Consider the following 20730-nt stretch of genomic DNA (forward strand, 5'->3'; position numbering starts at 1 on the left):
ACCACGAACCCGCACGGCACGAAGGACGCCCACAGGAACCCGCACCGCCCCAGCCCCCGCCTCACCGGCCCGGCCCTCCGGCCCCGCTGGTGGCCCGCCTCCGCGCCGCCGGCTGCGTCTTCGCCGAGGACGAGGCCCGTCTCCTCCGGGCCGCCGCCTCCACCCCCGCCGAGCTGGACGCCCTCGTCGCCCGCCGCGTCGCCGGGTGGCCGCTGGAACAGGTTCTGGGCCGGGCCGAGTTCTGCGGGCTGCACATCGCCGTCGAGCCCGGCGTGTTCGTACCCCGCAGGCGCAGCGAGTTCCTGGTCCGGCACGCCGCAGAGGCGGCGGCGACCGCCGCATGCCCCGTCGTGCTCGACCTGTGCTGCGGCTCCGGCGCCATCGGTGCCGCCATTGCCGCCGCCGTGCCCGGCGCCGAGCTGCACGCCGCCGACGTCGACCCGGCCGCGGTCCGCTGCGCCCGGCTCAACGTCGGGCCCGGCGGCACCGTCTACGAGGGCGACCTGTACGCGCCGCTGCCCGGACACCTCCGCGGCCGCGTCGACGTGCTCGTCGCCAACGCCCCGTACGTGCCCACCGCCGAGGTCCCGTTCCTGCCGCCCGAGGCCCGCGACCACGAGCCGCTGACCGCGCTGGACGGCGGCGCCGACGGGCTCGACGTGCAGCGCCGCGTGATCGCGGCGGCCCCGGAGTGGCTGGCGCCCGGCGGGCTGCTGCTCGTGGAGACGAGCGGGCGGCAGGAGCCCCGTACCCGCGCGGCCGTCGCCGCCGCCGGGCTGACGGCGCACACGGCGGTGTGCGCGGACCTGGCGGCGACGGTCGTCACCGGTCGCGCGCCGCGGGCGGGCGGTGCGCGGCCCGGCGCGGGCCCGGCTACACGAACCCCCTCACCCGGTGCTGCATGACCCGGTACGGCCAGCCTTCCGCGGTGTTCCACTGGCTCACCGCCAGGTGCAGGTTGTCCGGCGTCGAGCCGGGGATGACGTAGCCGCCGTACAACTGCGCCACGTGTGAGTCGTCCTCGTTGCCCCACTGCCCGCCCCACACCAGCGTCCGCCGGTGCGCCTCGTACAGGTTGGACGTGGGGGTGTCCATGAGGATGCCGTCGATGCGGTAGTCGGCCTCGTTGAACCACGTGAGGATCCACTTGCCCGCCATCGGCCGCAGGCACATCTCGCCGAAGCGCCCCTCCAGCACCGGCGTCGGCGGATTGCCCCACGCCCAGGCGCCGTTGCGGTAGCCCCACGGCTCGTACGCGCCGGGGTCGGCGATCCGGGCCGCCGGCACCCGCTGGAGGATCACCGGCTTGCTGCGGGTGAACTCCGTGGAGAACACGTACACGAAGCCGTCGTCGCCCGCCGCCCAGGTCAGCAACTGGAAGAGCCCGCCGTGCAGGTCGGGGGCGAACTTCGCGCCGGTGTGCACCCAGGTGGCGCCGTTGTCGTCGGAGCGCCAGATCTCCGTCCAGACGACGTTGCCGAGGCCCTTGTTGACCATGGCGTGCAGATACATCGTCGAGCCGATGGTGATGACGTCGGACGGCAGGACGGTGGAGAAGACGGGGTTGTCGTGCTCGTACGCCCACAGTTGCTGCGCCGCCGCACCGCCCACCGCGCCGGACCAGGTGACGCCCGCGTCGAGGTTCGTCGTCCGCGAGTACAGCGCGACGGGCGAGCGCCACCAGCCCCCGCCGACGCGCGCCCCCTCGAAGGTGTCGCCGAAGACGAAGAGCATCCGGCCGTCCGGCGTACGCACGGGGATGCCCAGGTCGGTGGCCTCCATCCGGTACGCGGTGGTGATCCCTGGCCCGGTGAGGTCCCGGATCTTGGTCACCTCCGGGGCCGCCGCCCCGCGCCCGTCACGTGGCGCGCCCCCGCGGCCCGCGCCCGCCGGCTCCGCCGCCGCCCGGCCGGTCCCCAGCAGTACCCCGCCGCCGACGGCGGCGCCGGCCGCCGTTCTCAGGAACCGCGCCCTGCTCATGGGCGTACCGCGCCCGGCTCCGACTTCGCGATGACTGCCCATGGGCCCTCCCGAAGGTGTCCTGAGAAATCGATTTCACGAACTCGGAAACAGAGCCTCCCATCGCGTTCCTGGACCGTCAACAACGCCGACACGCCTCCGTGGTGGCGCCGCCCGATGAGTTCCGGCCGCCAGGCTGGTCGACACCGGCAGGGAGAACAGCGCGCGGGAGACCGCCGAGACCGTGCACCGCAAGGAGTCCGCATGACAGAAGCGACAGCCCACCAGCCCGAGACGACGCTCGATGCGGCCTTCAGCGGCGCCGGGGCCGCCGCCACCCCCTGGCCGGACGCCCGCCGCGAGCTGGAGACGGCCGCGACCTTCTGGCTGACGTCCGTACGCCCCGAGGGCCGCCCCCACGTCACCCCGCTGATCGGCGTGTGGCTCGACGGCGCCGTGTACTTCGGCACCGGTGCCGAGGAGCGCAAGGCCCGCAACCTCGCCGCCAACCCGCACTGCATCGTCAGCACCGGCGGCAGCGCCCTTGACGAAGGGCTCGACGTGGTCGTCGAGGGCGACGCCGCACAGGTCCGCGACCGCGCCCTGCTCGGCCGGGTCGCGGACGCGTACACCGCCAAGTACGGCCGCCACGTCACCTCGCCCGAGGGCACCTTCCACGGGCTCCCCGAGGCCATCCGCCGCGGCGAGGGCCCGCTGGTCTTCGAGGTCACTCCGCGGGTCGCGTTCGCCTTCGCCAAGGGCGAGCCGTTCGGCCAGACCCGCTACCGTTTCCCCGCCCGGGCGCCCGGCGGAGCCTGAGCCGCGGGCGCTCCGGCGGGGCCTTGCCGGGTCCGCCGCGTCACGGCTTGCGGCCGACGCCTCCGGCCATCAGGCGCTCGTAGAGCTTCAGATCCGTGCGCACCGGCTTGTCGGGACGCCAGTGCGGCAGCGAGACCACGCCCGGCTCCAGCAGTTCGAGACCGGTGAAGTAGCTCTCGATCTCGGCGGCGGTGCGGAAGCGGCCGGTGCCGAGGAAGGAGAGGAAGGTGTCCTGCAGCGCCCGGGCCTCCTCGCCGACGTCGCAGAAGGCGGTGATCACCAGGTGGCTGCCCGACGGGACCGCGTCCATGTACGCGTCCACGATGCCCTGCGGGTCCTCGTCGTCGTGGAGGTGGTGGAGGATGCCGACGAGCAGGATCGCCACCGGACGGGAGAAGTCGATCAGCCGGCGCACGTCGGGGTGCTCCAGGATCTCCTGCGGGCGCCGCAGGTCTGCGGTGATGACGAAGGTGTCGTCGTTCTCCTGGAGCAGCGCGCGGCCGTGGGCGAGGACGATGGGGTCGTTGTCGACGTAGACCACGCGGGCGCCCGGCAGGTGGCGCTGGGCGACCTGGTGGGTGTTCTCCATGGTCGGCAGCCCGGCGCCGAGGTCGATGAGCTGGTCGATGCCCGCCTCGGCGGTCAGGTAGCGCACTGTGCGGCCCAGCGCCTCGCGGTTGAGCCACGCCAGGTCGTCGATGTGCGGCATGGTCTCCCGCAACTGGTCGGCGACGGCCCGGTCGACCTTGTAGTTGTCCTTGCCGCCGAGCACCACGTCGTAGGCCCGGGCGATGCTGGGCTTGGTGGTGTCGATGTCGCCGGGTCCCGGTTTGGCCGCCCGCCCGTTGCCCTCGTCCTCCACAACAGTCCCTTTCTGCCCGGCTGGTGACGTGGGGGCCGAGCCTATCCGCTGCCACGGGGCGTCGCACCATGGGGTCAACGACCTTGAGCCATGGGACGATTGGGGCTGGCGAGAAGTACGGCTCCGCCTTGACGGGCGGCGCGGGCGCTCAATAGCGTTCCGGGACATGCCAGCCCCGAACGAACCCGCCACCGAAGAAGAAGCCCTCGTCGTGCAGTTCTTCGCCGACATGGGCACCACCTACGCCGAGATGGTGCCCGCTTTCCGCCGCCATCTGGCCGACGACTGCGTCTGGGACAACCAGGGGCTGCCGGAGGTCCGCGGCACGGAGCAGATCCTGGGCTTCCTCCAGCAGCTCGTCGACCAGACCGGACTGGAGAGCGTGGGGGGAGAGGTGTTGCGGATCGCGAGCCGGGGCGGCACCGTGCTCACCCAGCGCCACGAGCACTGGACCGGCAAGGACGGCGCCGTCCTGGTCGAGTCGCTGCCCGTCATGGGCACCTTCGAGGTCGCCGACGGCAAGATCACGTCCTGGCGCGACTACTACGACTCCGCGCTCCTGGCCCACCTGATGGCGGGCGACGCGTGACCGCGCAGACCGGGGAGGACCCGGGCGGGCGGTTCGCGGGCAGGACCGCCGTCGTCGCCGGGGCCAGCGAGGGCATCGGCCTGGCGGTCGCCGCCGGGCTGGTGGCCGGCGGCGCCAACGTCGTCCTGGTGGCAAGGCGCGAGGACGTGCTCGCCGAGGCCACCGCCAAGCTCGGCCCGGCCGCCTCCGGCGTCGCCGGCGACGTCGCCGACGAGACGACCGCCGCCCGCGCGGTCGCCCACGCCGTCGACACCCACGGCGGTCTGGACCTGCTGCACTTCAACGCCGGCACGCTGCTGCCCGGCGACATCGCGGGACAGCCGCTCGACCACGTCGACCGCATGCTCGCGGTCAACCTGCGCGGCCCCATCACCTTCGTCCGCGCGGCGGCGCCGGAGCTGGCGAAGCGCCCCGGCGCGGCGGTGACCCTCACGTCGTCGGCCACCGGCCGGCTGCCCGTCCCGGGCCTCGGCGTGTACGGCGCCACCAAGGCGGCGCTGCACTACCTGGTGTCCACCTGGGCCATCGAGCTGGCGCCCAGCGGCATCCGGGTCAACGCCCTCTGCCCGGGCGGCACGTACACGCCGTCGATGTACGAGGCGGCGAAGGCCATCCCGGGGCTGGAGGAGGCCACGATCGCCACCAACCTCGTCAAGCGGATGGCCACCCCGGAGGAGATCGCCCGGCCGGCCCTGACCCTGCTGGACAGCGCGGAGAGCGGGTACGTCACGGGCGCCGTCTGGGACATCGACGGCGGCTACCAGCGCGACCGTTCGGCCGGCTGAGCGTTCCCGGCGGTACGCACGCACCCGTCCCGGACCGGGACGGCGGGCGGGCCCGTCACGGGCGGCCGCGTACGCCCGTCTCGCGGCGGCCCGTACGCCGCGGGGGCGGCACCCGTATGACGCCGGGGCCGCGCCCGTACGCCGCGGGCTCAGTCGTCCCGTTCCGCCGCGACCAGCACCTCGCCGACTGCCGTGCGGTAGTACAGCACCGACCGCCCCGCGCGCCGCCGTCCCACCAGCCGGGCGTCGCGCAGCACCCGCAGGTGCCGCCCCACCGAGCCGAGGCCCTGCCCGGTGAGCGCCACCAGTTGCGTGGTGCTCTTCGGGGTGTCCAGCAGCGCCAGCACCGTCGCCCGCCCCGGGCCGAGGAGCCGGCCCAGCGACTCCGCCGGGGCGGCGGTCCCGGTGTCGGCCAGGGCCCCGGCGCAGGGGTAGACGAGGGCGTAGCGGTGCGGTGCCTCCCAGCAGACCCAGCCGGTGCGCGGCACCACGGGCACGAAGAGCAGTTGCGCGCCGGAGACGTCCCGCGGCGGGTAGTCGCGCACGTTTATCTGCAGCCGGCTCGCGCCCAGCCACCGCGTCCCCGGCCGCAGCGCGTCCAGCGCCGCCGCCCAGCCGCCGTGCCCCACCTGCGCGGTGCGCGCGACGATGTCCGCCTCGATGATCCGCCGGCGCCGCGGCCAGTCCGGCAGCACCGTCTCCCGCCAGACCCACTCCATGACCTCCGCCGCCCGCCGCGGCAGGTCGTCGCGGCGCAGCCGCTCCGGCAGCCGGCCGTCGAGGGAGACGGCGACGTCGGCGCGGGCGGCGTCCGGGGGCGTGGCCCGTACCGCCGCCAGCTCCTCCTCGAAGGACGCCCCCGCCGCGCCCGTGGGCGTCGGGGTGAGGAAGTCCGCGTTCCACGGCCGCAGGAGCCCCGCCCGGACCAGCTCGTCGGCCACCGGGTCCGCGGCCTGCCGCGCGCGGTACGCGGGCAGGTGGGCGTCGAGCCAGGCGCGCTCCCCGGGGTGCGAGGGGGTGCCGCGGGCGAGGGTCTTCAGGCACGCGAGGGTCTCCGCGAGCGGCGAGACCACGAACCGGCTGCCCGCCAGCGTGTCCGCGTCGACCTGCCACCACCCCATTGCTTTCGCCTCCCGGCGAAACTCTAACCCCCCGGCCGCGATCTCCCCGAGGCTGCCCGGCATGCGCACCTATCGCGAGCTGTTCCGGGCCCCGGAGTTCACTCCCCTCTTCGCCGCCTCCTCCCTCCAGGTCGCCGGGCTGACGATCAGCGGCCTGGCGCTCGGCACGCACATCTACGAGCAGACGGGTTCCCCGCTGCTGTCGGCCCTCGCCATGTTCGGCCCCTCGCTCGCCCAGGTGCTCGGCGCGACCCTGCTGCTGTCCGCCGCGGACCGGCTGCCGCCGCGCGGCGCGATGACCGCGCTCGCCCTCGTCTACGCCGCCGCCACCACCGCGCAGGCCGCGCCGGGGCTGCCGGTGTGGGGCGCGTTCGCGATCCTGGTCTGCCTCGGGCTGCTCGCCTCCGTGGGCGGCGGGGTGCGCTACGGGCTGCTCAACGAGATCCTGCCGCGCGACGGCTACCTGCTCGGCAGGTCGGTGGTGAACATGTCCGCCGGCGCCATGCAGATCACCGGCTTCGCGGTCGGCGGCGTGCTCGTGACCGTGCTGTCGCCGCGCGGCACGCTCCTCGTCGCCGCCGCGGCGTTCCTCACCGGCGCCGCCGTCGCCCGCGCCGGGCTCGGCCGCCGGGCGCCGCGCGCGGCGGGCCGGCCCTCGGTCGCGGAGACCTGGCGGGTCAACGGGCTGCTCTGGTCCTCGCGGCACCGCCGCACCCTGTATCTCGCGCTCTGGCTGCCCAACGGCCTCGTCGTCGGCGCCGAGTCGCAGTTCGTGCCGTACGCACCGGACCGCGCCGGCGCCCTGCTGGCCCTCACCGCGCTGGGCATGCTCACCGGCGACGTCCTCACCGGACGGGTGCTGCCCGCCCGGTGGCGGCCCCGGCTCGGGGTGCCGCTGCTGTTGCTGCTGGCGGTCCCGTACCTGGTCTTCGCGCTGCGCCCGCCGCCGGCGGTGGCGGCGGTGGCGGTCACCCTCGCCTCGGCCGGGTTCGCCGCGAGCCTCGTCCAGCAGGAGCGGCTGATGGCGCTGACGCCTGACGAACTCAGCGGCCAGGCTCTCGGGTTGCACACCTCGGGGATGCTCACCATGCAGGGCGTGGCCGCCGCCCTCGCCGGCGGCATCGCGGAGCTGACCTCGCCGGCGACGGCGATGGCCGCGATGGCGGCGCTCTCGATCGCCGTCACGCTGACCCTGACTCCCGGCCTGCGCGCGGCGGGTGCGGCGGGCCGGGTGAGTGCGGACGGTGGTGCCGCCACCGCCCCGGCGCGGGACCCGGCCCCGCGTCCGCCCGGTGGCGGGGGCGGGACGCGGGACCGGGAGTCCGGGGCCGGGCCGCGGGCGCCGCGCGCGTGACCGCCCGGGCACGCCGTCGTGGTGGGGGGATGCCGTGCGGGGCACGCGGCGGCGGACCCGGGCGGAGCGTGTGCCGTACGCGCTACGCCGCGCGCCGCGCCGCCGCGCGGTGGCCGCGGATCAGCTCGGCGTAGCGCCGGCCGCTGCCCTTCACGGTGCGCCGCTGGGTGGCGTAGTCGACGTGGACGAGCCCGAAGCGCTTGTCGTAGCCGTACGCCCACTCGAAGTTGTCCAGCAGCGACCACGCGAAGTACCCCGCCAGCGGCACACCCCGGCGCACCGCCTCCGCGCAGGCGGCGAGGTGCTCCTCCAGATAGCGGGTGCGCTCCGGGTCGTCGATCCGGCCGTCGGGGCCGACCGCGTCCGGGTAGGCGGCGCCGTTCTCGGTGACGTACAGGCAGCGGGCGCGGTAGTCGTCGGCCATCCGCTCCAGCGTCTTCGTCAGCCCCTCGGCGTGAACCTCCCAGCCCATCGCGGTGCGCCGCACGCCGGGCAGGTCGACCTGGCGCGCGTACGGCAGCGGCCCGTCCGGATCGTCGGCGACGACCTGGCGGAAGTAGTAGTTCAGGCCGAGCCAGTCCAGCGGGGCGGCGATGGTCTCCAGGTCCCCGGGGTGCTCGGGCAGGTCCACGCCGTACAGCCGGCGCATGTCCTCCGGGTAGCCGCGGCCGTGGACGGGGTCCATCCACCAGCGGTTGGTGTGCCCGTCCGCGCGCGCGGCGGCGGCGATGTCCTCGTCGCGGTCGGAGGCCGGCTCGCAGTGCGTGAGGTTGTTGACCAGCCCGATCCGTGCCCCCGGCACCGCGGCGCGCAGCGCCTGGACCGCCAGGCCGTGGCCGAGGTGGAGGTGGTACGAGGCCCGTACCGCCGCCGTGAGGTCGGTGAGCCCCGGTGCCATCCGGCCCTCCAGATGGCCGATCCAGGCCGAGCAGAGCGGCTCGTTGAGCGTGGCCCAGTCGGTGATCCGGTCGCCGAGCCGGCGGGCCACCGCGTCCGCGTACGCCGCGAACGCCTCGGCGGTCGCGCGCTCCGCCCAGCCGCCGCGCTCCTGGAGCGCCTGCGGCAGGTCCCAGTGGTAGAGCGTGGGGAAGGGCGTGATGCCGGCTTCGAGGAGCGCGTCGGTGAGCCGGTCGTAGAAGGCCAGCCCCGCCTCGTTGACGGGCCCGTCGCCGCCCGGGACGACCCGCGGCCAGGCGATCGAGAAGCGGTACGCCCCGGCGCCCAGCCGGCGCATCAGCGCGATGTCCTCGGGCCAGCGGTGGTAGTGGTCGCAGGCGGTGTCGCCGGTGTCGCCGCCGTCGACCATGCCGGGCGTGTGCGAGAAGGTGTCCCAGATCGACGGGGAGCGCCCGTCCTCGCGTACGGCGCCCTCGATCTGGTACGCGGCGGTGGCCGTGCCCCACACGAAGTCGGACGGGAGGCGGTCGAGGTGCAGGTCGGTCACGGAGTTCCTTTCGGACGTGGTCACTTGACGGCTCCTGCGGTCAGCCCGGCGACGAGATAGCGCTGGAGCAGCAGGAATCCGGCGACGACGGGGAGGCTGACGACGAGGGAGGCGGCCATGACCTGGTTCCAGTACACCTCGGTCCGGGTCGCGTACCCCTGCAGCCCGACGGAGAGCGTCCGGGTGACGTCGTTGGTCATGACCGAGGCGAAGAGCACCTCACCCCAGGCGGTCATGAAGGAGTAGATGGCGACGGCGACGATCCCGGGGACCGCCGCCGGCACCACGACACGGAACAGCGCCTTCAGCGGCCCGCAGCCGTCGACGAGCGCCGCCTCGTCCAGGTCGCGGGGGAGGGAGTCGAGATAGCCGACCAGCATCCAGATCGAGAAGGGCAGGGTGAAGGTCATGTACGTGAGGATCAGGCCGCCGCGGGAGCCGTAGAGGGCGATCCCGGTGGTGTTCCCGATGTTGACGAAGATCAGGAAGAGCGGCAGCAGGAACAGGATGCCGGGGAACATCTGGGTGGACAGCACCGTGACCGTGAAGAGCCGCTTGCCGCGGAAGCGGTAGCGGCTGACCGCGTACGCGGCGAAGACCGCGATGACGACCGAGCAGCCGGTCGCGGCGCCCGCCACGATCAGCGAGTTCAGGAAGTAACGGGCCAGCGGCACCGTGTCCCAGATGTCGAGGTACGGCCGGATGGTCAGCCCGCTGGGGATCCACCGGAACGCCCCGGTGACGTCCTCCAGCGGCTTCAGCGAGCTGCTGAGCATCACGTACACGGGCGTGACCGCGAAGACCGTCAGCAGCGTGAGCACGATCCGCCGGGTCCAGACGAACGACCGCGGTGGTGCGGTGGGGGAGCTATGCACGGGCCGCCTTCCTTCCCCGCGAGGTGAGCAGCAGATAGCCGGCCGTGACGACCAGGAGGAAGAGCAGCAGCAGCACGGACATGGCCGAGCCGGCGCCGAAGTTCCAGGTCACGAAGGACGACTGGTAGATGTGGATGGAGATGATGTCCGCGGACTCCGGTGCCGACTTGCCGAAGAGGATGTACGGCACGTTGAAGTCGTTGAAGGTCCACAGGAACAGCACCAGGACCAGCACCTGGTTGACCGGCCGCAGCGACGGCAGCGTGATCCGGCGGATCTGCTGCCAGATCCCGGCGCCGTCGATCGCGGACGCCTCGTACACCTCGCGCGGGATGCTCTGGAGCGCGGCGGTGAGCACCAGGAAGGCGAACGGCCAGGTGCGCCAGACCGAGACGACGACCAGCGAGACGAACGCGTTGTCGCCGATCAGCCAGAACGTGGGCTGGCCGGTGAACCCCAGCTGGTCGTGGAGCACGTGGTTCACCAGGCCGTTGTCCCGCTGGAGCATGAAGGACCAGGTGATGACGGCGGTGTAGACGGGCAGCGCGTACGGGGTGAGGAAGAGCGCGCGCAGCAGGCCGCGGCCGCGGAAGGCGTCCTGCATCAGGATCGCCGCGGTGACGCCGAGCAGCCACGAGAACCCGACCGCGAGCACCGTGAACGCGCAGGTGATGAAGAACGAGCGCAGCAGCGCCTCGCCCACGGGGGCGTCGAAGTCGACGGCGATACGGAAGTTGTCCAGGCCCGTCCAGGGTGCGGCGCCCCAGTCGCGGATGTAGTGCTGGGTCAGCTCCTTGAAGCTCATCACCACGCCGACGGCCATCGGCACCAGGTGGATCAGCAGCTCAAGGAGGAGCGCGGGCAGCAGCAGGAGGTACGGCAGGGCGCCGCGCCGTACGCGGCCGGTGCGGCGGCGCTTGCGGGTGGCGTCCCGGCCGGCGGGCGGCTTGTCGCCGGGGCCGGCCGGGGGCGTGTCGAGGACGGTCGCGGTCATCCGGCGCCGCTCACTTCTGCATCTGCTGCTGGGCCTCGGTCAGCCGCTTCCGGACCGACTCCGTGGTCACCTCGTCGCCGGCGGCGGCGTCCGCGAACAGCTCCTTCATCGCGTCGCCGACGAGGGTCTCGAACTGCGCCTCGTCCGGCACCTGCGGCAGCGGCGCGGAGCTGGTGGACAGCACCTCGCGCAGCACGGTCAGGTCGGTGGTGCTGAACGCCTCGTGCTCCTGCGCCTCCTTGACCGGGGGGATGGAGCCGTAGGTCTTGTTGAGGATCTGCTGCTCCTCGGTGGAGGTCATGAACTCCACGAAGTCCAGGGCGCCGTCGAGGTTGTCGGTGTTCTTGAAGACGGCGATGTTGATGCCGGCGACCATGGAGTTGACGTTCCGGCCCTCCGGCGGGTTCTCGCTCTGCATCGGTACCGGCGCGACGCCGTACTCCTCGGGCTTCATGCCGTGCGCCTTGAGCGAGCTGCCGGCGGCCTGCCACAGCAGCATCCCGGCCTTGCCGGTGGCGAGGTCCTTGATCGACTGGTTCTGTGCGTACTCGGCGTTGCCGACCGCGGCGATCTTGTCGTCGGCGAGGAAGTCGACGTACTGCTTGACCGCCGCCACCGCCTCGGGGGTGTCGAACGTCGGGTTGCCCTCGGCGTCGAAGAAGTCCGCGCCGTGCTGCTTGCCGAAGACGAAGGCGTGGTGCGAGTTCTCCACCGGGTTGCCGCCCTCGACGGCGACGCCGTACTTGCCGTCCTTCGTCAGCTTCTTGCCGACGGCGACGAAGTCGTCCCAGGTCGCCGGGGGTTCCTCGATCCCCGCGTCGGCGAACATCTGCTTGTTGTAGTAGAGCGCGTACGAGAGGGAGTACAGCGGTACCGCCGCGGGGTCCTGGCCCTCGGCACCCGCGGCGGCCAGCGCCGAGGGGACGAACCGGTCCCTGCCGCCGATCCGGTCCAGCGTCTTGTCGTCCCACGCCAGCAGCCCCTCGCTCGCCTGCAGCGAGGCGGACCAGGTGTTGCCTATGTTGAGCACGTCGGGGCCCTGCCCGGAGGAGGTGGCCGCGAGGATCCGGTCCAGCAGGCTGTCCCAGGGGATGACTTCGAGCTTGACGTCGATGCCCGTCTTCTTCTCGAACTTCTCGATCTCCGGGGTCAGCACCTCCTTGTCGTGCTCCAGGCTGGTGCCCTGGTTGCTCGCCCAGTACGTCAGCTCGTCGGGCTTGTCGTTGCTGCCCTCCGAACCCGTCGAGCTGCCGCCGCCGCAGGCGGCGGCGGTCACACTGAGGGCGGTGGCGAGTGCGGCGGTCGCCGCCAGGCGGATTCTGCGCATGGGTGGGGCCCCTCTCCGGGCACATGGCTTAAGGCTGTGAACGCGGCCCGCGCTTAATTCAGGGCGTGAGTTAAGTAGTGAAAGAAGTCCTCGTCAACCCTTCTCACACGCGTTTCCCGGCACGTATCTTTCCTCCGGGAAGGAGCCACATGGCGAGAAACAACGGCCGTACCGTGCGCGACCTGCGCCGTAGCAACCGCTCCGCGGTACTGCGCCACCTGTACTTCGAAGGGCCGCTGAGCCGTCAGGAGTTGGGCCCGGTCACCGGGCTCAGCTCCGGGTCGATCAGCAACGTCGCCGCGGAGCTGATCGCGGAGGGGGTGCTGGAGGAGGCGGGCGCGGTCGACTCCGACGGCGGCCGCCCCCGCACCCTGCTGCGGGTGGCGCCGCGCTGCGGGCACATCGCCGGCGTCGACGTCGGCGAGACCCGGGTGCGGGTGGAGCTGTTCGACCTCGCCCGTACCGAACTCGCGCGTGCCGAGCGCCCGCTCGCCGACGGCGGCCGGGACGCCGGGCGGGTCGTCGCGCACATCGCCGAGGGGCTGGCCGCCGTGCTCGCCGACGCGGGCGTCGCCGCCGGCGAGCTGCTCGGCGTCGGCCTCGGCGTCCCCGGCATCGTCGACCGCGAACCGGCCCGCGGCGGCGCGGTGGTGTACGCGCAGACCATCGGCTGGGACGCCGTACCCCTGGAGGCGATGCTGCGCACCGCCGCGACCGGCGCGCCCGGCCTGGCGGACGTGCCGTACACCGTGGCCAACGGCGCCAAGACGCTGGGCCAGGCCGAGATGTGGTTCGGCGCGGGCCGCGGCGCGCGCAACGCCGTCATCGCGCTCATCGGCTCCGGCGTCGGCGCCTGCGTCGTCACCGACGGCACCGCCTACGGCGGCTCGTCCAGCGGCGCGGGGGAGTGGGGGCACACCACCATGCGGATACGCGGACGGCGCTGCCGGTGCGGCGCCCGCGGCTGCCTGGAGGCGTACGTCGGCGCGGAGGGGATGCTGCGGCGCTGGCGGGAGGCGGGCGGCGAACCGGTCGCCACGGACGAGGAGTCGGCGCTCGCGGAGCTGATCGCCGCCGACGACCCCGCGGCCCGCGCCGTGCTGGACGAGACCGCCGAGTACCTCGGCGCCGGCATCGCGGACCTCGTCAACCTCTTCAACCCGGAGCGCATCGTACTGTCGGGCTGGGCCGGGCTGCTCGCGGGCCCCCGGCTGCTGCCGGCGGTACGCGGGGCCACGGCCATGTACGCGCTGCGCTACCCGGCGGCGCGCGCGGCGATCGAGATGGGCGAACTCGGCACCGACGCCGTGACGGTCGGCGCCGCGACGCTCCCGCTGAGCCACTTCCTCGACGCAGGCGGCACGTCACACCGCGACACCGCGGCAACCCCGGCCCGCTGAAGCCTCCCGGCGCTCCCGCCCGCGCACGAACCGCCGCCCGGCGCCGGGTGGGCGGCGCCCGGTGCGGGCCGCCGCGAAGCCTGCGGCCTTCTCCGGCTCCGGTCCGCCCTGCGCTGCCCCGGCCCGCCCTCCCGCGGCGCCCGCGGCAGGCGCAGGGCGGCCGGCCGGGCGTCCCCGGCCGGCCGCCGCCGCATGGTGCGTCAGCCTGCGGTCAGTTCACCGTCACCTGCACCGCACCGGTCGTCAGGTTCCCGGTGTCGTCCGTGACGGTCAGATGCGCGGTGTACGTCCCCTTCCCGGTGTACGTGTGCGTCGCCGTCGCCGCACCGTCGCCCGTCGCGTTGTCCCCGAAGGTCCAGTGGTACGACGTGGCCGTACGCCCCTCGGGCAGCGTCACCGCGCCCTCGAAGGAGAACTCCGCCGGCGCCGTCGCGCTCTCCGGCGAGGCCGTCACCGTCACCTTCGCCGCCGACTCCTTCTCCGCGCCGCGGCCGTTGAAGTGCAGCCAGTCCAGCGCCATCAGGTCCGGGCTCGACGGCGTCCACGCCGGGTTGGTGAAGACCAGGTAGACCTTCTCCACCCCGCCCGGATCGGTGAGCGGCACCGTGGGCGAGACCACCTTGGCGAAGTCCCCGGTGTTCGGGATCGTCGCCTTGCCCAGCAGCTCGCCGTCCGGCGCGTTCGCGCGGAACTCGACGTCGCCGCCGAGCCCGCCGGAGGAGGCGCCGACCGTCACCGAGTCGATCCCGCTCGGGGTCCCCGGGTCCAGCACGATCCAGTCGCCGTGCTCGATCTCGCCCAGCCGCTTGCCCCCGGAGGAGTCCTCCCGGGCCAGCGTCTCCACGCCGCCGTTCGCGCCGCCGGTGCCGTTGTGGTGCTCGGCCTCGCGGAACTTCTGCCGCAGGCTCAGCGAGTCGGAGCCGACCAGGCTCGGCACGCCCTCGGCGCCGTCGTCCTCGTACTGCGCGCTGATGCCGTAGTAGAGGTTCTGCCCCGGGCCGTGGCTGTCGCCCGGGTCGGTCTTGAACTCGCCCTCGCAGCCGGTCAGGTTGTCCAGCGGGTGCAGGTGGTCGTCGTGCCCGAGCTGCGTCTGCACCACCACGCGCGAGCAGTCGATGTCACCGTCCTCCGCGTCGCTCACCTCCACCTTGTACGGAACGGTGTCGCCGAAGTCGAACGCGGTGCCGTCGGCCGGCGTGGTGACCTTCACCTCGGGACGGGTGTTGCCGACGGTGACCTCGTGCACCGCCATCGCCGTACGCTCCGGCGGCCCCTCCACCGTCAGCCGGGTGGTGAACCGGCCCTTCTCGGTGTAGGTGTGCGTCGGGTGGGGGTCCGTGGAGTCGGTCGTGCCGTCGCCGTCGAAGTCCCAGGCGTACGTGATCGGGTCGTCGCCCGGCGAGTGCGAGCCCTCCGAGGAGAACTCCACCGTCAGCGGCGCGGGCCCGGAGTCCGCCGACGCCGACAGCTTCGCCACCGGCGGCCGGCCCTCGGCCACGTAGTCGATGCGGTAGATGCCCGCCTTCTCGTTGCTGCCGCCGCGGCCGGTGCCGCTGCCCTCGCCGAAGTCGATGACGTACAGCGAGCCGTCGGGGCCGAAGTCCGCCTCGAAGGGCTGCACCCAGCTCATGTCGCCGAAGATCCCGTTGATCGACTGCAGGTCGCCCTTCTTGACGGGCGCGAACCGCGGATCCTCGAACTGCTGGTCCTTCTCCTGGAACGAGAAGGTCTTGAACCACTTGCGGGTCAGCTCGTAGGTGATCCACTTCCCCTCGAAGTACTCGGGGAACTTGTACGGGCTGTCGTTCTCCGGGTCGTAGTCGTAGACGGGGCCGCTCATCGGGCCGCCGCCGCCGGTGCCCAGCTCGGGGAACTCCTGCGAGGCCGAGTACGCGTACCAGACCGTGGCGGGCTGCGCGGGCGGCAGCTCCGTCTTGCCGGTGTTGTTCGGTGAGTCGTTCACGGGCGCCGAGCAGTCGAACTTCTCCCCGGCCTTGCCGGCCGCGAAGTCGTAGTCGTTGAACGGCGTGTTGTTGCCGATGCAGTACGGCCAGCCCTGGTTGCCCGCCTTGGTGATCCGGTTGTACTCCACCGTCCCCTCGGGGCCGCGGTTCGGGTCGGCGCTGCGCGCGTCGGGGCCGTAGTCCGCGACCAGAAGGGCGCCGGAGATCGGGTCGGTGGTGATGCGGAACGGGTTGCGGAGGCCCATCGCGTAGATCTCGGGACGGGTCTTCGATTCGCCCTGCCTGAAGAGGTTGCCCTTCGGGATGGTGTAGCCGCCGCCGTTCGTGGGCGTCACCCGCAGCACCTTGCCGCGCAGGTCGTTGGTGTTGCCCGCGGTGCCCTGGGCGTCCCAGGCGCGCCGGCCTTCGCGCTCGTCGATCGGCGTGAAGCCGCTGGACTCGAACGGGTCGGTGTTGTCGCCGGTGGCGACGTAGAGGTTGCCCTTCGTGTCGAACGTCAGCGAGCCCGCCATGTGCACGTTGGCCCGGCCCTCGCCGCGCCACGTCGGGACCGTCAGCAGCACCTTCTGCGACGCCGGGTCCGCGGTGTTCCCCTTCATGGTGAAGCGGGACAGGTTGATGAGGTTCTTCTCCTTGTCGGAGTGGAGGAGATAGATCCAGTTGTTGCGCGCGAAGTCCGGATCCAGGGTGAGCCCGAGGAGGCCGTCGGACTGGCTGGTCATCTCGGGGGTGTAGTCGAAGTCCAGGGCCGTGGTGACCTGCAGCGTCTCCTGGTCGACGACCTTCAGCTCACCGGTGCGCTGGGCGTAGAACACCCGCCGGTCGGGGGCGACGGCCAGCTCGAACGGGTCGGCCAGGTCGCTGGTGACCAGCGGGGTGCGCTGGAAGTTGCCGGTCTGGGTGGCCGAGCAGTCGCCGGGCGCGTCGCCCGCGGCCCACCGGATGCCGCCGAGCAGGTGCTTGAGGAAGAGCGGCTCGTCGAAGGACGAGGCGTCGTGGCCGCCGGCGGTGAACCACGACCGGCCGCCGTCGTACTTCTGGCACCACGAGAACGGATGGTCGACGCCCTCGTCCAGCCCGGTGATGCCGTCGCGCACCTTGATCTGCGCGAGGGTGTGCACCTTGCCGGTCGGGTTGGCGCGCCAGTTGTACCACTCCTCGTTCCGCTCCCAGAGCTGGGGCAGGCCCTTGGTGGAGGGGTGGGTGTTGTCCAGCACCTTGATCCGGCCGGTCTGCGGCACGGGGTGCTTGTCGAAGATCGCGCCGACCAGGCCCTCGTACCAGTCCCAGTCGCGCTCGCTGGCCGAGGCGGCGTGCAGGCCGAGCCAGCCCCCGCCGCCCTGGATGTACGACTGCAGCGCGGCCCGCTGGCCGGCGTCGAGCAGGTCGCCGCTCTCCGGCGTGGAGTTGGTGTTGTTGAAGACGACCGCCTCGTAGTTCGCGAGGTTCTCCTCGGTGAACGCGGCCGCGTCGTCGGTCGAGTCGACCTCGAACCCGTGCTCCTCGCCGAGCTTCTCGACAGCCTCGATGCCCGCCGGTATGGAGTCGTGGTAGAAGTTCGTGACCTTGGAGAAGACCAGGACCCGGAAGCCGGCCTCCTCGTCCTGCGGGGCGGCCGTCGCCGAGGCCGTGCCCAGGAGCAGCGCCAGCAGCGCGGCCAGGACGGCGATGGGTGACAGGGGTGGTCTTGCTAGGCGTCTCATAGTGCTCCCAGTCGTGCCGGAACGCGGGCGCGCCGGAGGGCGGGCCCGTTTCGAGTGGCGTAGAAAGCGCTTGCTGACGGTGCCCTGTCAAAGTAAGCCCTTACCTCCAGGTGGTCAACGGTCGTGCGCGGACCGGGAACCGGCCGCCCTCCGGGTGTACGGGAAGGGGCGGAAACCCCACGTGAGCGGAGCGCCGGGATGTCCGGTCACGTGCGGCGCACCGCCCCGCTCGCGGCGTCGCCGCGAGTTCAAGATCTCGTAGCCGGGTATCCTCACGGAATGGGCGAGGACCTGAGCGCGGCGGCGGCCAAGGGCTGGGCGGTGCGCTGGGAACTCCAGCGGGAGCAGCGGGAGGCCGGTCGCGAGGAGCGGTTCACCGTCGTCGGTGACCTCGTGGAGCTGATCACCGCGGGCCGGGAGCGCCCTGTCGTCCTCGACCTCGGCTGCGGTACGGGCTCGCTGGCTTCCCGGCTCAAGCGCCGGATGCCCGCGCTCGACGTCGTCGCCGCCGACGCCGACCCCGTGCTGCTCGGCCTCGGCCGCCGGATGCACGGCACGCAGGTGCGCTTCGTCGACACGGTGATCGGCGGCATCGGCTGGCAGGACGAGCTGGAGCTGGACCGCCCCCTGGACGCCGCCGTCTCCGCGACCATGCTGCACCGCCTCCCCGAGCGCGTGCTCCTGGAGGTCTACGGCAGGCTGCACACCCTGCTCCGCCCCGGCGGGCTGCTCGTCAACGCCGGCCGGCTGCCGCCGGAGGACGCGGCCGTCGCCGAGCTGGCGGGCGAGGTCGGCAGCCGGCTGGCCGAGCGGCGGCGGATGCCGGGCGGCGAGGACTGGTCGTCGTGGTGGGACGCGGCGGCCGAGGCGCCCGAGCTGGCCCGGCTCTTCGCCGAGCGGCGCCGCCGCGGCGCGGCCCCCGCGGGGGACAACGGGCTGAGCCTGGCGCGCCACGTGGACCTGCTGCAGAAGGCGGGCTTCGCGGCCGTCGGCACGGTCTGGCAGTGCGGCGACAGGTGCGTGCTGGTCGCGGTCCGCGGCGATGAGCCCCCGACACCCGCCGAGGACGACGTCGAGCGGGCCCCATCCGGCCGGTGACGTCTCCCGGTAGGTCGAGGCGCGATGAGCGCCGAGCGTACGGACGAAGTCCAGGTTGGCGGCCCTGGCCAGGGCCGTGACGTCGGGGCCGTACGCCCGGCCGAGCTGACCTCCGCCGCCGCCCGGCCCGCCGCCGCGGCGACCGTCGTCACCGTGCTGCACCCGGTGCTGCTGCCGCTGCTGGTCCTCTCCGTCACCCCCCTGCGCATGGGGCGCCGTACGGGGCGCGCGGTCGAGCACGCCGCGCACCACCGCAACCTCGGCGACTCCCGCCTGCGCAACGTGTTCCGCTCCTACACCACCGAACGGAACACCGCCGACGAGGTCCGTGCCGGCACCATGGCCGGCTTCCTGACCCGGCAGTACCGCATCGCCTCCGGCCGCCTGGAGGCCGAACAGCTCACCGCCACCCGGCAGGCCCTGGTCGTGCAGGGCGCCGGCGACGCCCTCACCGCCGTCGGAACGCTCGCGACCTGGAGCGCGCTCGTGCTCCTGATGTCGCCGGCCGCATGGATCTCGCAGACGCCGACCCCGCCACCGTCCTGTGCAAGGTCGCGCTCGTCCCGCAGGACTACAGCCGCTGGCCGCCGGCCGCCCGCGAGAACATCACCCTCGGCCAGCCCTGCCCTGAGGGCGACGCCGCCGTGCACGCCGCCGCCGAAGCAGCCGGCGCCGACACCGTCATCGCCGGTTTGCCGAATGGCCTGGACACCTCGCTGGCCCGCTCCTGGTCGGGTCACCGGATAGCCGCGGACGCGTGGCGGGCGGCCCATATCCGGGCACCACGGACGCATCTCCACGGCTTCAGCATGCGTTCGAGTGCAAGGCCAGGCCGCGACGCCGCGGCGCTTGCGGGCCTCGCGCACCGACGCCTCCTGGAGGTCCACCAAACAGGAACCGCCTCCGCTCCGCGGGGGGACACGTGGCTCGATGCCGATGTCTCTTGGCCGCCCCGGGAGTTCTGCGGCCGCGTCGCGCTCCTCGCAGACCCTCTGAGACACCTGCTCGGCCGAATCCGGGAGGGCTTCGGCGATCGTTAACTCCACGGTGATGGTGTCGGACGAGTGAAGGGACGTGACCCGGTGGCGCGGGGTGAGTCGGAGAACCGGAGGGTTCCGGTGGATCTGTCGGAGGGGTTCGGCGAGCGGCTGCTGGGTCAGCTGCTGGACCGGGCCCATGAGATGCCGCCGCAGCTCATCGCCCCGCTGGTGGCCGAGGAAGTGAAGAGGGTCGGTGGCTGGGACGTGATGATCCTGCTCCAGGACTACGAGCAGCTCATGCTGGTGCCGCTGCCGGGCAGAGGGCTGGTCGGCGGTGAGGCAGTGCCCATCGATGATTCCCGGGCGGGCGAGGCGTTCTTGCACCTGACGGCGGTTGAGGAGGCCCGGGACGACGGTGTCCGGGTGTACCTGCCGCTGCTGGACGGAAGCGACGAGGTCGGGGTGATGGGCTTGACCCTGGAGACCGTCGAGGACGGAGACCGCAGGCTGCTGCGGCGGCTGGCCGGCCTGGTGGCCGACATGCTGGTGACCAAGGACGCGTACACGGACAGGTTCTTCCAGGCCCGGCGTCGAGAGCCGATGAGTGTGGCCGCCGAGATCCAGTGGTCGCTGCTGCCACCGTTGTCCATGCGTACCCCGCAGGTCGAGGTCGCCGGCATTCTGGAGCCCGCCTACAACATCGCCGGTGACAGTCTGGACTACGCCCTCAACGACGACATTCTGCACCTGGCCATCGTCGACGCGATGGGCCACGGCCTGAACGCGTCCGTCCTTGCGACCGTCGCCGTGGGCGCCTACCGCCACGCTCGGCGCGCCGATGTCAACCTGGACGAGTTGTACTCCTTCATGGACACCGCCATCGACGAGCAGTTCGGCCCTGACCAGTTCGTCACCGCACAGATGATGCGCCTGAACATCGGAACCGGTCACCTGCAATGGGTCAACGCCGGACACCCGGCCGCACTGCTGATCCGCGACCACCGGGTCGTGCGGTCACTGGAGAACCCGGGCACGCTGCCGGTCGGCTTCGGCGGCGCCACACCACTGGTCTCAGCCCTGGAACTCCAACGAGGCGACCGGGTGATGTTCTTCACCGACGGTCTCACCGAAGAACACCAGCCTGGCCAGGAACAGTTCGGCGAGGAGCGCATGATCGAGATGATCGAACACGTCGGACCCACGTGCGGGAGCGTGCAGCAAATGGCGCGGGCCCTGTCCCACGCCCTGAAGAGAGAGAGGCGCGACCTCACCAGCGATGACGCCACCCTCTTCCTCGTCGAATGGCGGGGCGGCACCGCGGACCACCTGGCCACACTGGACTTCTAGCGAGAACGGACCTCCCTGCGTACGGCGGGGCGTGCGAGCACCTGACCGATCCGGCGTCGGGTTACCGGCCGTTCCCCGCCCGGCCGTCGTCCCAGACCGAGTCCTGGAG

The 20730-nt window shown here is 72.8% G+C and carries 17 protein-coding genes; 9 read left to right on the forward strand and 8 right to left on the reverse strand.

Annotated elements, in window-relative coordinates:
• The first annotated feature begins 86 nt into the window (after positions 1 to 86).
• Positions 87 to 905 (forward strand): putative protein N(5)-glutamine methyltransferase, encoded by an 819-nt coding sequence (locus FB457_RS05350; RefSeq protein WP_145781278.1) that lies wholly within the window; start codon positions 87 to 89, stop codon positions 903 to 905.
• Here FB457_RS05350 and FB457_RS05355 read toward each other — a convergent pair.
• The gene (locus tag FB457_RS05355; RefSeq protein ID WP_145781000.1) at positions 874 to 1980 is read right to left on the reverse strand and encodes a glycoside hydrolase family 183 protein; all 1107 of its coding nucleotides are present in this window, start codon (positions 1978 to 1980) and stop codon (positions 874 to 876) included. The genes FB457_RS05350 and FB457_RS05355 overlap by 32 nt on opposite strands.
• Before the next feature lie 243 nt (positions 1981 to 2223).
• Here FB457_RS05355 and FB457_RS05360 point away from each other — a divergent pair, with 243 nt between their 5' ends.
• Entirely contained in the window at positions 2224 to 2778 is a 555-nt protein-coding gene (locus tag FB457_RS05360; RefSeq protein WP_047014645.1) for a pyridoxamine 5'-phosphate oxidase family protein, read from the forward strand.
• A 40-nt stretch (positions 2779 to 2818) separates the two neighbouring features.
• On the opposite strand, the gene FB457_RS05365 is transcribed toward FB457_RS05360, so the two are convergent.
• Positions 2819 to 3640 carry an SAM-dependent methyltransferase gene (locus FB457_RS05365; RefSeq protein WP_047014644.1) on the reverse strand — a complete coding sequence of 274 codons (822 nt, stop codon included), beginning with the start codon at positions 3638 to 3640 and terminating at the stop codon, positions 2819 to 2821.
• A 166-nt stretch (positions 3641 to 3806) separates the two neighbouring features.
• Between FB457_RS05365 and FB457_RS05370 the strand changes: the two genes are divergently transcribed.
• Positions 3807 to 4229, forward strand: coding sequence for a limonene-1,2-epoxide hydrolase family protein (locus tag FB457_RS05370; protein ID WP_253911137.1), 423 nt, complete (start codon positions 3807 to 3809; stop codon positions 4227 to 4229).
• Positions 4226 to 5014 (forward strand): SDR family NAD(P)-dependent oxidoreductase, encoded by a 789-nt coding sequence (locus FB457_RS05375; protein ID WP_047014642.1) that lies wholly within the window; start codon positions 4226 to 4228, stop codon positions 5012 to 5014. Before FB457_RS05370 ends, FB457_RS05375 begins: the two co-directional genes overlap by 4 nt.
• A gap of 149 nt (positions 5015 to 5163) precedes the next feature.
• Here FB457_RS05375 and FB457_RS05380 read toward each other — a convergent pair whose 3' ends face one another.
• Complete coding sequence (locus FB457_RS05380) at positions 5164 to 6135, reverse strand: ArsR family transcriptional regulator (RefSeq protein ID WP_145781002.1); 972 nt, start codon at positions 6133 to 6135, stop codon at positions 5164 to 5166.
• A gap of 61 nt (positions 6136 to 6196) precedes the next feature.
• Between FB457_RS05380 and FB457_RS05385 the strand changes: the two genes are divergently transcribed.
• Positions 6197 to 7489, forward strand: coding sequence for an MFS transporter (locus FB457_RS05385; RefSeq protein WP_047014640.1), 1293 nt, complete (start codon positions 6197 to 6199; stop codon positions 7487 to 7489).
• Positions 7490 to 7571: 82 nt separating this feature from the next.
• Here the strand turns inward: FB457_RS05385 and FB457_RS05390 are convergent, their stop codons facing one another.
• Genes FB457_RS05390 through FB457_RS05405 form a run of 4 tightly spaced genes read right to left on the reverse strand, consistent with a single transcriptional unit; the run spans position 7572 to position 12129 of the window.
• On the reverse strand, positions 7572 to 8933 hold the full coding sequence (locus FB457_RS05390; RefSeq protein WP_047019741.1) for a GH1 family beta-glucosidase: 1362 nt from the start codon (positions 8931 to 8933) through the stop codon (positions 7572 to 7574).
• Between the two features lie 20 nt (positions 8934 to 8953).
• Positions 8954 to 9808: a carbohydrate ABC transporter permease gene (locus tag FB457_RS05395; protein ID WP_047014639.1), complete on the reverse strand. Its 855-nt coding sequence runs from the start codon at positions 9806 to 9808 to the stop codon at positions 8954 to 8956.
• On the reverse strand, positions 9801 to 10802 hold the full coding sequence (locus FB457_RS05400) for an ABC transporter permease subunit (RefSeq protein ID WP_145781004.1): 1002 nt from the start codon (positions 10800 to 10802) through the stop codon (positions 9801 to 9803). Before FB457_RS05400 ends, FB457_RS05395 begins: the two co-directional genes overlap by 8 nt.
• A gap of 10 nt (positions 10803 to 10812) precedes the next feature.
• On the reverse strand, positions 10813 to 12129 hold the full coding sequence (locus tag FB457_RS05405; RefSeq protein ID WP_047014637.1) for an ABC transporter substrate-binding protein: 1317 nt from the start codon (positions 12127 to 12129) through the stop codon (positions 10813 to 10815).
• Positions 12130 to 12278: 149 nt separating this feature from the next.
• On the opposite strand from FB457_RS05405, the gene FB457_RS05410 reads away from it, so the two are divergent.
• The gene (locus tag FB457_RS05410) at positions 12279 to 13529 is read left to right on the forward strand and encodes an ROK family protein (protein WP_047014636.1); all 1251 of its coding nucleotides are present in this window, start codon (positions 12279 to 12281) and stop codon (positions 13527 to 13529) included.
• Between the two features lie 211 nt (positions 13530 to 13740).
• Here FB457_RS05410 and FB457_RS05415 read toward each other — a convergent pair whose 3' ends face one another.
• Complete coding sequence (locus tag FB457_RS05415; RefSeq protein ID WP_145781006.1) at positions 13741 to 17196, reverse strand: ThuA domain-containing protein; 3456 nt, start codon at positions 17194 to 17196, stop codon at positions 13741 to 13743.
• A gap of 279 nt (positions 17197 to 17475) precedes the next feature.
• Here FB457_RS05415 and FB457_RS05420 point away from each other — a divergent pair, with 279 nt between their 5' ends.
• The 3 genes from FB457_RS05420 to FB457_RS05430 all read left to right on the forward strand — a co-directional run bounded on the left by FB457_RS05420 (position 17476) and on the right by FB457_RS05430 (position 20621).
• Entirely contained in the window at positions 17476 to 18294 is an 819-nt protein-coding gene (locus FB457_RS05420; protein WP_047014634.1) for a class I SAM-dependent methyltransferase, read from the forward strand.
• A 24-nt stretch (positions 18295 to 18318) separates the two neighbouring features.
• On the forward strand, positions 18319 to 19041 hold the full coding sequence (locus FB457_RS35105; RefSeq protein ID WP_186461928.1) for a hypothetical protein: 723 nt from the start codon (positions 18319 to 18321) through the stop codon (positions 19039 to 19041).
• Between the two features lie 371 nt (positions 19042 to 19412).
• Entirely contained in the window at positions 19413 to 20621 is a 1209-nt protein-coding gene (locus tag FB457_RS05430) for a PP2C family protein-serine/threonine phosphatase (RefSeq protein WP_486588925.1), read from the forward strand.
• Positions 20622 to 20730: the final 109 nt, after the last annotated feature.

The sequence above is a fragment of the Streptomyces sp. CNZ287 genome (genome assembly GCF_007827615.1).